13 protein-coding genes are annotated in these 14,862 nt (G+C 39.6%); 9 read left to right on the plus strand and 4 right to left on the minus strand.

Annotation, left to right across the window (positions count from 1 at the left end; translation table 11 throughout):
• The first annotated feature begins 147 nt into the window (after positions 1-147).
• The 4 genes from ACS604_RS13440 to ACS604_RS13455 all read left to right on the plus strand — a co-directional run bounded on the left by ACS604_RS13440 (position 148) and on the right by ACS604_RS13455 (position 4,801).
• The gene (locus tag ACS604_RS13440) at positions 148-1,353 is read left to right on the plus strand and encodes an acetyl-CoA C-acetyltransferase (RefSeq protein WP_107881252.1); all 1,206 of its coding nucleotides are present in this window, start codon (positions 148-150) and stop codon (positions 1,351-1,353) included.
• 18 nt (positions 1,354-1,371) lie between these two features.
• On the plus strand, positions 1,372-3,507 hold the full coding sequence (locus ACS604_RS13445; RefSeq protein ID WP_474771951.1) for a 3-hydroxyacyl-CoA dehydrogenase NAD-binding domain-containing protein: 2,136 nt from the start codon (positions 1,372-1,374) through the stop codon (positions 3,505-3,507).
• Positions 3,508-3,671: 164 nt separating this feature from the next.
• Complete coding sequence (locus tag ACS604_RS13450; RefSeq protein WP_474771952.1) at positions 3,672-3,929, plus strand: hypothetical protein; 258 nt, start codon at positions 3,672-3,674, stop codon at positions 3,927-3,929.
• An 11-nt stretch (positions 3,930-3,940) separates the two neighbouring features.
• Positions 3,941-4,801, plus strand: a complete 861-nt coding sequence (locus tag ACS604_RS13455) for a patatin-like phospholipase family protein (protein WP_231764613.1) — start codon at positions 3,941-3,943, stop codon at positions 4,799-4,801.
• Between the two features lie 29 nt (positions 4,802-4,830).
• Here the strand turns inward: ACS604_RS13455 and ACS604_RS13460 are convergent, their stop codons facing one another.
• Together ACS604_RS13460 and ACS604_RS13465 are read right to left on the minus strand one after the other, a co-directional pair.
• Complete coding sequence (locus ACS604_RS13460) at positions 4,831-5,250, minus strand: GNAT family N-acetyltransferase (RefSeq protein WP_474771953.1); 420 nt, start codon at positions 5,248-5,250, stop codon at positions 4,831-4,833.
• A 12-nt stretch (positions 5,251-5,262) separates the two neighbouring features.
• The gene (locus ACS604_RS13465; RefSeq protein WP_474771954.1) at positions 5,263-6,474 is read right to left on the minus strand and encodes a class I SAM-dependent methyltransferase; all 1,212 of its coding nucleotides are present in this window, start codon (positions 6,472-6,474) and stop codon (positions 5,263-5,265) included.
• A gap of 128 nt (positions 6,475-6,602) precedes the next feature.
• Here ACS604_RS13465 and trhA point away from each other — a divergent pair, with 128 nt between their 5' ends.
• Complete coding sequence (gene trhA / locus ACS604_RS13470; RefSeq protein ID WP_474771955.1) at positions 6,603-7,244, plus strand: PAQR family membrane homeostasis protein TrhA; 642 nt, start codon at positions 6,603-6,605, stop codon at positions 7,242-7,244.
• A 134-nt stretch (positions 7,245-7,378) separates the two neighbouring features.
• Positions 7,379-8,689 (plus strand): MFS transporter, encoded by a 1,311-nt coding sequence (locus ACS604_RS13475; protein ID WP_474771956.1) that lies wholly within the window; start codon positions 7,379-7,381, stop codon positions 8,687-8,689.
• Between the two features lie 68 nt (positions 8,690-8,757).
• On the opposite strand, the gene ACS604_RS13480 is transcribed toward ACS604_RS13475, so the two are convergent.
• Positions 8,758-9,201, minus strand: a complete 444-nt coding sequence (locus ACS604_RS13480) for a hypothetical protein (RefSeq protein ID WP_004789183.1) — start codon at positions 9,199-9,201, stop codon at positions 8,758-8,760.
• Between the two features lie 132 nt (positions 9,202-9,333).
• A complete protein-coding gene (secA, locus tag ACS604_RS13485) occupies positions 9,334-12,051 on the minus strand; it encodes a preprotein translocase subunit SecA (protein ID WP_474771957.1) in 2,718 nt (905 codons plus the stop codon).
• Between the two features lie 405 nt (positions 12,052-12,456).
• Here secA and ACS604_RS13490 point away from each other — a divergent pair, with 405 nt between their 5' ends.
• The 3 genes from ACS604_RS13490 (at position 12,457) to ACS604_RS13500 (ending at position 14,853) form a co-directional block, all read left to right on the plus strand.
• Positions 12,457-13,098 carry a peroxiredoxin gene (locus ACS604_RS13490; RefSeq protein WP_474771958.1) on the plus strand — a complete coding sequence of 214 codons (642 nt, stop codon included), beginning with the start codon at positions 12,457-12,459 and terminating at the stop codon, positions 13,096-13,098.
• A gap of 367 nt (positions 13,099-13,465) precedes the next feature.
• Positions 13,466-14,278 (plus strand): MBL fold metallo-hydrolase, encoded by an 813-nt coding sequence (locus ACS604_RS13495; protein WP_212771777.1) that lies wholly within the window; start codon positions 13,466-13,468, stop codon positions 14,276-14,278.
• Positions 14,275-14,853, plus strand: coding sequence for a dual specificity protein phosphatase family protein (locus ACS604_RS13500; protein WP_474771959.1), 579 nt, complete (start codon positions 14,275-14,277; stop codon positions 14,851-14,853). The genes ACS604_RS13495 and ACS604_RS13500 overlap by 4 nt, the downstream gene beginning before the upstream one ends.
• The last annotated feature ends 9 nt before the right edge of the window (positions 14,854-14,862 follow it).

Raw genomic sequence — 14,862 nt, forward strand, 5'->3', positions numbered from 1 at the left:
ATTTAGCCCAAGTTCAACTTGGGCTTTTTTGTATTTCTATTGGCAAAAATCATCACCTGACTGGTGCGCTTATCGTCATTGCACTCGCTATTAAAACCAGTACACTCAAAACACAAATAAATTTTAAGCAATAAAAAAGGAACTGCTATGAGCGAGGCTTATATTATTGATGCCATTCGCACCCCACGCGGAAAAGGAAAAAAAGACGGCTCTCTTTATGAAGTAAAACCAATTACCTTACTCACCACTTTATTAAATGAATTACAGCAGCGCCATCAACTCGATACATCTAAAGTCGACGACATTGTTTTAGGCTGCGTAACTCCTATTGGTGATCAAGGTGGTGACATTGCCAAAACTGCAGCCATTGCAGCTGGTTGGAATGATGACGTTGCTGGGGTTCAAATCAATCGTTTTTGTGCTTCAGGTTTGGAAGCCGTCAACATGGCAGCCATGAAAGTTCGTTCTGGTTGGGAAGATTTAGTGGTTGCTGGTGGCGTTGAATCAATGTCACGCATTCCAATGGGTTCCGATGGAGGACCATGGGCGTTAGATCCTGAAACAAACCTTAAATCATCATTTGTTCCGCAAGGTATTGGGGCAGACCTGATTGCAACCTTAGATGGCTATAGCCGTGAAGATGTTGATAATTTTGCTGTGAAGTCACAACAAAAAGCAGCAGCAGCTCAATCAAATGGTTATTTCAATCACTCTGTCGTACCAGTAAAAGATCACGCAGGCGTGGTGATTTTAGAAAAAGATGAATTTATTAAAGGCAACACCACACTCGAAGGCCTAACGAAGCTCAACCCAAGTTTTGAAATGATGGGGCAAATGGGTTTTGATGCAGTTGCTTTACAAAAATATCCGGAAGCACAAAAAATTAATCATGTTCATCACGCAGGTAACTCATCAGGCATTGTCGATGGAGCGGCTGTAGTTTTATTGGCTTCTGAAAAAGCGGTAAAAGAACAAAATTTAAAACCACGCGCTAAAGTTTTGGCAACTGCGTTAGTCGGTACTGACCCAACCATCATGCTGACTGGCCCCGCGCCTGCTGCACGTAAAGCTTTAGAAAAAGCTGGCCTCACAATTGATGATATTGACCTGTTTGAAGTGAATGAAGCATTCGCAGCAGTTGTTATGCGTTTTATTAATGAGCTCAACGTCCCTGCTGAAAAAGTCAACGTAAATGGCGGTGCGATTGCTTTAGGCCATCCTTTAGGCGCAACAGGTGCCATGATTTTAGGCACACTACTTGATGAGCTTGAACGACAAGATAAAAAGCGCGGTTTAGCGACGCTCTGTGTTGGTGGTGGGATGGGTATTGCCACCATTATTGAACGCGTATAAAAATTAGGGATATAAAAGATGAGTGCAATTCAATACGAAAAAAATGCCGACAATATTGTCATTTTAACGCTTGATTCAACAGGTCAATCTGCGAACACCATGAATGCTGAGTTTCGTGACTCACTCGATGAGGCGACTCAGAAACTTAAAGCGGAAACAGAACTTTCAGGTGTTATTTTCCGCTCAGCTAAAAAAACTTTCTTTGCAGGCGGTGACCTAGATGAGCTGATTCAAGTTCAGCCGGAACATGCGACTGACTTTTTTAATATGGTTGAAAAGCTAAAAGGTCATTTACGTACAATTGAAACGCTAGGAATTCCAGTTGTTGCAGCATTAAATGGCACTGCACTTGGCGGCGGTTGGGAAATTGCATTAAGTTGCCATCACCGTATTGCAATCAATGACCCGAAAAGTAAATTTGGCCTACCTGAAGTTACTTTAGGTTTGTTACCGGGTGGCGGCGGTATTGTACGCATGGTACGTCTGCTTGGGCTTCAAAATGCATTCCCATTTTTAATGGAAGGCAAACAGTTCGGTGTTGATAAAGCAAAATCTTTAGGTTTAATTCACGATACTGCTGAAAATGAACAAGAGCTTTTAGATAAAGCAATTGCTTGGATCAAGGCCAATCCAAAGTCTCAGCAGCCTTTTGATGTGAAGGGTTATAAAATTCCGGGCGGTGATCCAAAAACTCCAGCAGTTGCACAAGTTCTTGCAATTGCACCAGCCATGTTAAGAGACAAAACCAAAGGTTGCTACCCTGCTCCTGAAGCGATTATGGCTGCCGCAGTTGAAGGCGCTCAAGTCGATGTAGATACTGCACTGCGTATTGAATCTCGCTACTTTACCCAGCTTACAACAGGCCAAATTTCCAAAAATATGATCGGTACTTTCTGGCATGGTCTAAATGCGATTAAGTCTGGTGCTAGCCGCCCTGCCGACGTTGCAAAATGGCAAGCAACCAAAGTTGGTGTATTAGGTGCAGGCATGATGGGTGCGGGCATTGCTTATTCAACAGCCATTAAAGGCATTCCAGTTGTACTCAAAGACGTATCTATTGAAAATGCTGAGAAAGGCAAAGCTTACTCACAAAAACTCTTAGATAAACGTGTTTCACAAGGCCGCATGACCGCAGAAAAACGTGATCAGGTTTTATCGCTCATTACGGCTACTGCTTCAGCTCAAGATCTTCAAGGCTGTGATTTAATTATTGAAGCGGTATTTGAAAACCAAGAACTCAAAGCCAAAGTTACTCAAGAAGCTGAACAATATTTAGCTGAAGGTGGAATTTTTGCATCGAATACCTCCACCCTACCAATTACGGGTTTAGCTCAAGCAAGTAAGGATGATAAAGCGTTTATCGGTCTACACTTCTTTAGCCCTGTCGACAAAATGCAGTTGGTCGAAATTATTAAAGGTAAAAATACCTCCGCAGAGACACTTGCTAAAGCCTACGATTTTGTACAACAAATTGGAAAAACGCCAATTGTCGTTAATGACAGCCGCGGTTTCTTTACCAGCCGAGTATTTGGTACTTTTATCCAAGAAGGTATGCGTTTGCTTGCAGAAGGCGTCCACCCAGCACGTATTGAAATGGCTGCTCTTAAAGCTGGCATGCCAGTTGGACCACTCGCTATTCAAGATGAAGTGTCTTTAACATTAACCGAACATGTTGCTGGTGAGGCACGTAAAGCTCTGCAAACCGAAGGCAAAGATTTACCTAAAACCTCTGTAGACGAAGTCGTTCACACCATGATTCATGAGCTAAACCGTAAAGGTAAGGCGGCTGGCGCTGGTTTCTATGAATATCCAGAAAATGGTAAAAAACACCTTTGGGAAGGTTTAAACCGCTGGGAAAAAGATCATGATATTTCTGAACAAGATATGATTGATCGCATTCTATTTGTACAGGCCTTAGATACTTTACGTTGTTATGAAGAGGGCGTATTGGAGTCTGTGATTGATGCCAATGTCGGTTCTATCTTTGGGATTGGTTATGCACCTTGGACAGGAGGAGCAATTCAATTCCTAAATCAGTATGGTACTGATAAAGCACAAAAACGCGCAGAAGAATTAGCTGCCAAATATGGTGAACGTTTTACACCGCCAGCTTTACTAAAAACCAAAGCAGAGCAGAAACAAAATATTCAATAACTTAGACTTACTGAATATTTAAAAACTGCATAAACCTTACCCATATAAATATATTTTATTTATATGGGTTTTTCTTTATAACCTTTAAGATTTCAGCCCTAGGCCTAAATATGCTATAAATAGACTTCATTTTTGTGCTTCTACAGCACATTCGAGAAATCCTTATGTCCGATAAAAATTCTTCCGAGTCAGCAGTTCTAGGCTGGAAATTTGTTCTGATCGTTGGTGTTTTAAGTGCGATTTTCCTTGGCTTTTTCTATTTAGCAATGAGTAATGAACCTGACTATATGCCAGGGGCTCAGCGCAAAGCACAACAAGAGCAAATGCAGCAAAAAGCTGAAAATTCCACAGAGCAACACGCTCAACATAGTGACAACATGTCTGAAATGGATATGAAAGAACATCAGAACTCAACTCAGTAATTAGATATCAAATGACAGATTTTTCCCGTAATGCACTCGTTGTAGAGGGTGGAGGCATGCGTGGTGCCTTTACCAGTGGCGTACTTGATGCTTTTTTACAGCAGCAGTTCAACCCTTTCGATTTATATGTTGGCGTATCATCTGGTTCAACCAACGTTGCAAATTACTTAGCTGGTCAACAAGGCCGCACGTTAACGTTTTATATTGATCACTCACTCCGTCCTGAATTTATCGATTACAAACGCTTCTTTAAAGGCGGTGATTTACTTGATTTAAAATGGATGTGGGAGATTGGCGAGCAAGAGCATCCGCTTGATCAACAGAGTCTTTTCGCTAAAAATCCTGATTTTTATATGGTATTGACGCATGCCAAAACAGGGCAGGCAGAATATCTTCGTGCGGGTAAAGATAACTTGCTGAATGCACTTCGTGCTTCTAGCTCAATTCCAGTTTTAACGCGTCATCCCGTCGATATTATGGGTGAACCATACTTTGATGGTGGCGTTGCAGATGCCCTACCTGTTCGCTGGACGGCTCAGCAAAGTAATGTCAAAAAACTGTTAGTTTTGCGTACCCGTCCAAAAAATTACTTTAAAGCCAGTAGTAAAGGCGATCAATTCCTCGCGAAATATGCTTTTAAACATCATTATGGTTTTGCAAACAGCTTACGTAGCCGTTGTGCCAGATATAATGCTTCAGTAGATTTTGTCCGCGGTTCTAACCCAGACCAGCAAATTTTAGAAATTTGCCCGCCACCCCTTAAGAATATGGCAGGTCGTTTAAGTACTAATCCGAAAAAACTTCGCTATAGCTATGAAGTCGGCTTAGAAACAGGTTTACAAGCCATTGAAAGCTGGAATGCAATGAAATAATGCCAAATTGAGATTTCTAAAAAGAAGTCTCAATTTAACTCTAAAGTCATATCAATATGTGGGATACCACAATCTAGATATTCCTCGCCTTGAACTACAAAGCCCAATGCTTCATAAAACGCGGTCACATAAGTTTGCGCTGAAAGCTTTAGGTAAGGCAATTTATGATGACGCGCATATTCAATAATATGCTCCATTAAAATTTTACCTATACCCTGCTTTCGATAAGACATTAAAACAGCTACCCGCCCTACACTATGCTGTGGCAACAAGCGTGCTGTAGCAATTGGTTGCTCACGATCGTACACAATAAAATGCAAAACTGTGGCATCCAAATCATCCCATTCATCTTCAGGGACAATTCCCTGTTCTTGAATAAAAACCTGCTCACGAATGAGCTTGGCATCTTTCTCAAGCTGCTCCCAACCACCCGCTATAATTTTATACATGGGTTAACCTGCTTAACACTTACAACCAATATTCTCGATAGGCAACTGGTCTTGTAATAACAATTCTAGAGTTTGTTTTTTAATACCATACATGTCTTTCAAGGCTTGAATTTGAACCATAATTTTGGCATCAGGCTGAGTAACATCCTTACGCTTTGTCGCCAGAATCATTTTGTTTTTACTGGTATGTTCAAGCGATACAAACTCAAAAACTTTGGTTTCATAGCCATAAGCTTTTAAAAGTAATGCACGTAATGTATCGGTTAACATCTCAGCTTGCTGACCAGCATGAATTCCAAATTGCAGCATTGGCTGTAAAACTTCGGGACTATGTAATTGTGGGCGTAACTCTTTATGGCAACATGGGGCACACATAATCATTGAAGCATTTAAACGAATGCCAGTATGAATCGCAAAATCGGTAGCAATGTCACAAGCATGCAAGGCAATCATAACGTCCAACTTTTCCGGTTGATAACTACGTACATCACCTTCAAAAAAGTCTAAATGATTGAAATCAACTTTATCTGCAACTTTTTGGCAGAATTCAACCAGATTTGGGCGTAATTCAACACCGGTAATGAGAGGTGTTTTTTGTTGTTCTTGCAAATAATCATATAAAGCAAAAGTTAAATAGCCTTTACCTGAACCGAAATCGACAATCCGTAACTCTTGCTGAGATGCGTCAATCTGTTCATAGGCACTCGCAAAAATTTCAATAAATTTATTTATCTGTTTCCATTTACGGGCCATGCTTGGAATGATTTGGCCTTTTTCATCGGTAATACCAAGCTCTTTTAGAAATGCATTGCCTTGCTGTACATAGCGTTGCTTTTCACGATCATGCGCCTGAACCATTTGTGTCGCATTTACAGCCTGCTTTTTACCCATATTTAATAAGGCTTTTTTCTTATTTTTTTTAAGTTGAATTTCTTGAGTAGTTGAAAATAAGTTCGCTTGCTTACACCGCACTAAAAGCGCTGTAATCTGTTCTAAGCCCTCTTCAAATGAATAATTTTTGGTCACATCTTGGGTTGTATAGTGATATAAAGCCGAAAGCTGCTTTTGTCCATGTAACTCTACAATACGGAAAGTGATTTTTTCCAGTTGTTCCAACTCTCCTTTATATTGGCTCAAAATCAAACGCTCAAAAGTCTGCTCATCAAGCATTTGTTTGATTTCATAAAAGAATTTCTGTTCTTGCTCAAAGGAGAAAACCGACACGGATATACCTAAAAAATGAAGACTCATATAAAATAGAAGTTTAAAGGGTCTAGGATTAAAAATAAAATAACTTTACGACTGTTTTGTATTTCTATACATTTGTATTTTTAATCAAAAAAATTAAACTCATGAGTAAATCTGTGCTGGAAACTTACGATCCAAAAGAAGAACTACTTAACGCCTACAGCCATGGAGCTGGTGTCGTTATGGCAGTTATTGCTTCTATCTTTTTAATTATGAAGGGATCTTATCTTCCAACTGCTCAGTGGGTGGGTTTATGGGTATACTCATTTAGTCTCATTTTGGTTTTCACTAGTTCTACACTCTATCACTTTGCTCAAACACAAAATCTACGCTACTGGTATAAGAAGCTTGACCATACAGCTATTTATTATTTAATTGCTGGAACGTATACACCCTTCTTAAGCATCGCAATTCCTACTACAAAAGCTCACTATCTGTTGGTTGCACTTTGGAGCATCGCTGCAATTGGTACACTTTTCAAGTTAGTTTTTATACATCGTTTTCAAAAAATTTCTTTGCTAGCGTATATTTTAATGGGATGGCTTGCTGTGTTTGTAATGGATGACATGCGCACGTATTTAAGTAAAGATGCATTGATTTTCTTGATCCTTGGCGGCTTAGCTTATACGGTTGGAGCATTGTTTTACGCGTTAAAAAAGGTAAGATATACCCATGCGATCTGGCACATTTTTGTGCTTTTAGGTGCAGGAGCACATTTTCTTGCGATCTATTGGTACATAGTTTAGTTCATTTTTCACTCTTATTCAGTGATCCTGAAAGAGTCATGGATGATGTTCTTTCACGCTATTCTTTTAGAAAAAATACGTCTTTAAAAGGAATAGTAAATTAAAAATAAATTTTAGCTGATATAAGGTCTTATATGGAGTCAACTTCTGCGACTGCTGCTCCAGCAGTAGCCACTAATTCAAAAACACGGGTTTTGTTTGCAAGCTTAGTCGGTACAACCATTGAGTTCTTCGACTTTTATATCTATGCAACTGCTGCCGTTATTATTTTTCCTCACCTGTTTTTCCCTGCTAGTAGTGGCAGTGCCGCAGTCTTACAATCTTTAGCAACCTTCGCGATTGCCTTTATTGCCCGTCCCATCGGTGCCGCAATATTTGGGCATTTAGGAGACCGTATTGGTCGGAAAGCCACATTGGTTGCAGCTTTACTCACCATGGGTATTTCAACCGTATGTATTGGTTTACTTCCTACCTATGCGCACATCGGAATCTTCGCCCCCTTACTATTGGCTGTATGCCGTTTAGGACAAGGCTTAGGTTTAGGTGGTGAATGGAGCGGTGCAGTATTACTCGCCACTGAAAATGCCCCAGAAGGTAAAAGAGCATGGTATGGCATGTTCCCACAGCTTGGTGCTCCAATTGGTTTTATTTTGGCAACTGGTTCATTTTTATTATTGAGCGCAACTATTCCTGAGCAAGCATTTATGCAATGGGGTTGGCGTATTCCATTTATTGCAAGTGCTGTATTAGTGATTGTGGGTTTATATATCCGTTTAAAACTACATGAAACTCCAGCATTCCAAAAAGTTTTAGATAAGCAAAAAGAAGTTAATATTCCATTTAAAGAAGTTATCACTAAACATAAGGGTAAGCTTATTCTTGGTACGATTGCAGCAATCTGTACGTTTGTCGTGTTCTATCTTACTACTGTCTTTGCCTTAAACTGGGGAACCACAAAGCTTGGTTATGCACGTGGTGAGTTTTTGGAACTTCAGCTCTTTGCCACCCTTTGCTTTGCTGCATTCATTCCTTTATCAGCTATTTTTGCAGAAAAATTTGGTCGTAAAACAACCTCCATTGGGGTCTGTATTGCTGCTGCGATTTTCGGCTTGTTCTTCTCTAGCATGTTAGAGTCTGGAAATACATTAATCGTCTTCCTTTTCTTGTGTACTGGCTTGGCGATTATGGGATTGACCTATGGTCCGATTGGTACAGTTCTTTCTGAACTTTTCCCAACTTCAGTTCGCTACACAGGTTCAGCATTAACGTTTAACTTAGCAGGCATTTTTGGTGCATCATTTGCGCCACTTATTGCAACTAAGCTTGCTGAAACTTATGGTTTATATGCAGTTGGTTATTATCTTACTGCGGCATCACTTTTATCACTCATCGCATTCTTACTCATTCGTGAAACGAAAAATGATGATGTGAATAATCAGATCTAAAAATTAGAAATTCTTATATAAAAAAAGCCGGTTCAAAATTGAACCGGCTTTTTTATAAATATATGATCTTAATTTATTGATGCTGGATTCGAAGGTGCAATGCTATTTGATACAGCAGGAGCTGTTACATTACTTGCTGCAACAGCAGCTGGTCCAGCAACAGCCGCTTCACCAATGAGTGCAACTTTTGCTTTTTCTTGGCTCTTCACAGATAAAGCAGGGTTAGTTGCTACAATACGATTAATGTTTGCTGAGTTTGCCGGAGCAATCGCCGTCGTTTGTAAAATAATTGGGCGATTACCTGTGTTACCCAACGTATAGCGAATGCCTGTACGCGGGCTAATCACTGTAGTATTTTCTTGCTTCACTACAGCTTGAGCCGAAGTTGGGCCTTTTGCTGCAAGTACTTTATCAACCGTTGTCGTTTGAGGGGCTGAAGCTGCTTCTGCTGCGAAAACAAAACTAGGCACAGCAAGAACAGTTAAAAATAAAGGTTGTAATACTTTTTTCATTGTCTTTCCAACATACACTCTGGATGAGAAGTAAATAGCATTTAATGCTTAAAACTGCAAACATTATTCACAGGCTTACTACAAACATAAAAAAAGCAGAACAATAGTTCTGCTTTTTTTCTTTAAGGCAGATTAGATCTTACCGTGACATTGCTTATATTTTAGTCCAGACCCACATGGGCATGGTGCATTACGGCTTTCTGGAACAGGGAAAGCTTGCTGATCGACAGATTCTGTAGTTTCTTGAGAAAGTGTAACTTCACCAGTTAAACCATCTACATCGTCATGTTCAAAGGAAAGCTTCATTGATTCAGCTTGCTGCTGCTGTTGAGCTTCCATTTCTGCAAGTTCTTCTGGTGTTGGGATATGTACACGAGACAAATCAGTCACAACATCAGTTTTAATAACACCTAACATATTTACAAACAGGTTGAAAGCTTCTTTCTTGTATTCCTGTTCAGGATTTTTTTGCGCATAGCCACGTAAGTGAATACCTTGACGCAAATAATCCATTGCAGCCAAGTGATCTTTCCAATGACGATCAAGAGAGTTTAAAACGAAGTGACGTTCAAGCATTGCTGCTGATTCCTCACCCATTTGAGCGCGGCGCTGGCGATAACGTTCAATTACTTCATCACTAATACGCTCGACTAAACCTTCTTCATCTAGACGGCGATCTTGATCTAACCACTCTTGAATTGGTAACTCAATACCCAAATCAATACGTAGAGCGTTTTCCAAACCTTCCACATCCCACTGGTCATGAATTGACTCTGGTGGAATAAAGTTAGCAATCACACCTTTCATCACTTCGTGATGCATTTCTTCAACGTATTCTTTTAAAGTATTTTCAGCTAATACTTCATCACGTTGCGAATAAATGATCTTACGTTGTTCATTATTCACATCATCGTATTTCAATAAGTTTTTACGAATATCAAAGTTACGCGCTTCAACCTTACGCTGAGCATTCTCGATTGAACGACTCACCATTTTGTGTTCAATCGCTTCATTTTCTTGGAGACCCATCGCACGCATCATTCCGACTACGCGGTCACCTGCGAAAATACGCATAAGGTCGTCTTCAAGAGACAAATAGAAACGAGAAACACCAGGGTCACCCTGACGACCCGCACGACCACGTAACTGGTTATCAATACGGCGTGATTCATGGCGTTCAGAACCAATGATGTGCAAACCACCTGATTGCAATACATCTTCGTGGTCTTGTTCCCATTGTGCTTTCAGACGTGCTTCATCTTCAGCAGTAGGATTTTCAAGTTTGGCAAGTTTCGCTTTCCAGTTACCACCCAAGATAATGTCCGTACCACGACCAGCCATGTTGGTTGCAATCGTTACTGCATTCGGGCTACCCGCCTGAGCAATAATGTCAGCTTCACGCTCATGTTGTTTTGCATTTAACACTTCGTGATGAATACCAGCTTGCATTAACTTAGAAGATAAAATTTCACTGGCTTCAATGGTCGCGGTACCAATCAGAATCGGTGCAACACCCTTCTCACGAATATTCGTAATTTCCTGAATAATCGCATCGTATTTACCGTTACGGTTTAAATAAATTAAATCGTTTTGGTCATTACGTACCATTGGGCGATGAGTTGGAATAATCACAACATCAAGGCCATAAATTTCTTTCATTTCCGCAGCTTCAGTATCAGCAGTACCTGTCATGCCTGAAAGCTTTTTATATAGACGGAAATAGTTCTGGAATGTTGTGGTCGCTAAAGTCTGGTTTTCAGGCTGAATTTCCAAACCTTCTTTCGCTTCAACTGCTTGATGCAAACCTTCTGACCAACGACGACCCGGCATTGTACGACCAGTATGTTCGTCAACAATCACGACTTCACCATCATGAATAATATAGTGAACATCACGTTGAAATAAGAAATGTGCACGAATAGCAGCAGACACATGATGAACAAGGCTCAGATTCGTTGCTGAATATAGGCTTTCACCTTCAGCCAACAATCCCATTTGAATAAGTTCTTGCTCAACAGTTTCATAACCAAATTCGGTCATTTCAACTGAACGCTGCTTTTCATCAATCCAGAAATGCCCACCATCTGCCACTTTTTCTTCTTTTTGCGGATGTAATTTAGGAGGAATCGAATTAATTGCAGCATACAGATGCGAAGAGTCTTCACTTTGACCAGAAATAATTAATGGTGTACGTGCTTCATCAATCAAGATTGAGTCAACTTCATCGATAATGGCATAGTGCAGACCACGTTGTTTCTTTTCTGCTAAAGAAAACACCATGTTGTCACGTAAGTAGTCAAAACCGAATTCGTTATTGGTACCATAGGTAATATCAGCAAGATAAGCTTCCGCTTTTTCAGACGGACCTTGCATTGAATAGATCGTACCAATAGATAAACCTAAAAACTCAAATAATGGGCGGTTCAACTCAGCATCACGCTGTGCCAAATAATCGTTCACTGTAATAACATGAACGCCTTCACCACTTAATGCGTTTAAATAACACGCCAAAGTACCCATAAGGGTTTTACCTTCACCGGTACGCATTTCGGCAATTTTGCCTTCATGTAAGGTAATACCACCAATAAGCTGAACGTCATAGTGACGCATGCCCATTACACGCTTGGCCGCTTCACGACAAACTGCAAATGCTTCTGGAAGTAATTTATCTAAACTTTCGCCATTATTATAACGTTGTTTGAATTCTGGAGTTTTTGCAGATAAGTCTGCATCGCTTAAAGCTGATATCGTCGGCTCGAGCGCATTGATTTGCTCAACAATTTTGCGCATTCGCTTGAGTTCGCGCTCATTTTTTGTACCGAAGATACCTCCGATCAGACTTGCCAACATGGATAAACTCTCTAAATCTTGCTTGGTCAAATGAATAAACTTTTTCTCAGTCGTTTATTATGGTGCCAGAAATTTGAAGTACAAGGGGTTTGCACAAAACCCCTAAAAAAAATCTGATAGTTAGATGAATGGTATTTCACTCATCTAGTTCCCCTTCATGTATTTGGCACTTAAAACGCACCATTAACGCTCATCTATTAAGCATAACTTCCGAGAAATCTAATTTAGCAAATTTACCTTAAAGTTACATTGATTAAGCACTTAAAATAATGAGTTTTAGTCATATATATTTACACTTATACAAAAAATTCATAATAAAATACAAAAACAATAATTTTAATCATAAAGTAAATGCTGCATATTCATTCAATCGAATAACAAATTATGAGCAATTGAGGAAATATCATGACACTACAATTAGGAGACACTGCCCCCGATTTTCAACAAGAATCGAGCGAAGGCACAATTAATTTTTATGATTTTTTAGGGGATAGTTGGGGAATCTTATTTTCACATCCAGCCGACTATACGCCAGTATGTACAACAGAGTTAGGTTACACAGCAAAATTAAAAGATGAATTTACGAAGCGTAATGTTAAAGCCATTGCTTTGTCAGTAGACGATGTAGAATCTCATAAGGGCTGGATCAACGATATTAATGAAACACAAAACACAACTGTAAATTTTCCAATCATTGCGGATAAAGATCGTAAAGTCTCTGAGCTTTATGATTTCATCCATCCTAATGCCAGTGAAACACTCACAGTGCGTTCTTTAGTGATTATTGATCCAAACAAAAAAGTTCGCTTAATTATTACCTACCCTGCTTCTACAGGTCGAAATTTTAATGAAGTCTTACGTGTGGTTGACTCATTACAATTAACAGATAAACATAAAGTCGCTACGCCTGCGAATTGGCAGCAAGGTGAAGATGTCGTTATTGTCCCATCACTTAAAGATGAAGAGGAAATTAAGCAACGCTTCCCTAAAGGCTATAAGACTGTTAAACCTTATTTACGCCTCACACCACAGCCTGAGCAAGATTAAAGCCTTTTAAAAGGCTTTAATCGAAGCGCAAGACAAGCGAAGCGCGCGTAGGCAGGCATCTGAAAGACTCCCTACAAGACAAACGAAGTGCGTAGGCAAACATCTGAAAAGTTCTCTACAAGACAAGCAAAGCGCGTAGGCAAGCATCTGAAAGATTCTCTGCAAGACAAGCGAAGCGCGTAGGCAGCCATCAGAAGATTTTGAACAAGCCAACCCCATAGTAAATCTTAAGCAAAATAAGTAAATATTCCACCCTTAAAAAGTCATCTAACGCGATGGCTTTTTTTATTTATGTATTGAATACACATGGTTTTTACTGCTCAGATCAGTTATAACTCGAAGCGATTCGGTATAAAAAATAAAAATCATGATCTATAAAATTCATCATTTAAAGTGTGGCAGCATGTGCCCAGTTTGTGCCCCACTCTTTGGACAAAAAGGCTTTCGGGCTGAAGTCGTCTGCCATTGCCTTCTGGTTGAAACTGATCGAGGCTTAGTGCTTATTGATACAGGCTTTGGCTTGCAAGATTATTTACATATGAAACAACGCCTAGGCTCATTAGTTAAACGTTTAGGTAAAATTGAGCCTAACCTTGAGTTTAGTGCTATTCAGCAAATTCAAAAGCTCGGGTTTAATCCAAAGGATGTACAACACATCTTTGTCACTCATCTTGATTTTGATCATGCAGGCGGAATTTCAGATTTTCCACATGCCACTGTGCATGTTTTAGCTGCAGAATATAACGCAGCCCAACTTCCAAATTTTAAGGGCAAACTTCGTTATAGAACCAATCAATATAAAGATCATCGCTACTGGAACTTTGTTGAATATCAGCAAGGTGAAGCTTGGTTTAACCTCGAAAAAGTAAAAGGCTTCCCTCTGTTCCAAGATGAAATTTTAATGGTGCCTCTATTGGGGCATTCAGCTGGTCATTGTGGTATTGCGATAAAGCAACAAAATCAATGGTTATTATTTTGTGGAGATGCTTACTACTCACATCTAGAGTTAAACCCTAAAAATAAATTAAGATCACTCAGTGTGCTGGAAAAAACATTTGCAGAAGATAATGAGCAACGCCTTGTTAATCTCAAACGCTTACAGCATTTAGCTCAACATGAGCCAACGATTGAAATAATTTGTGCTCATGATCCTTATGAGCTTAATCGGTATCAAACATGAAAAAATTATCGCTCATCACACTTCTCATCTGTATAAATTTACAAGGATGTATGCAGCATGAAAGTATCGCTCATGAGCAACGACCAAAAGACTGGGGCACTTTAGTCTCTCAGAACCATAACTTTTATCAAATTAGTAATGATGTTTTTCGCAGTGAACAACCAAGTACTGCAATGATTTCAGAATTAAAGAATCATCAAATTGGAACAATTATTAATTTAAGGGCCAAAGATGCAGATACTTTAGTTTTTAAAAATGAAAATTTTAATCTTGTGCATATTCCTATCAACACATGGGCAATCGACCGACAAGATTTATTAGAAGTCATGCAGCAAATTAAAATTGCTAAACAGAGTAATCAACGTGTTTTATTGCACTGCTACCATGGTTCAGACCGTACAGGCGCCAGCGTTGCGATGTATCGCATCATTTTTGAAAATTGGGCAATTGATGATGCGGTTAAAGAAATGAAGCAAGGTGGTTATGGCTATCATATTATTTGGAAAAATATTGACCGTTTATTCACCCCTGAAAATGTAAAATGGATTCAACAACAATTGTCGAATCCATCTTAACTACATCTT

The organism is Acinetobacter sp. Li1LvA2 (assembly GCF_056156705.1).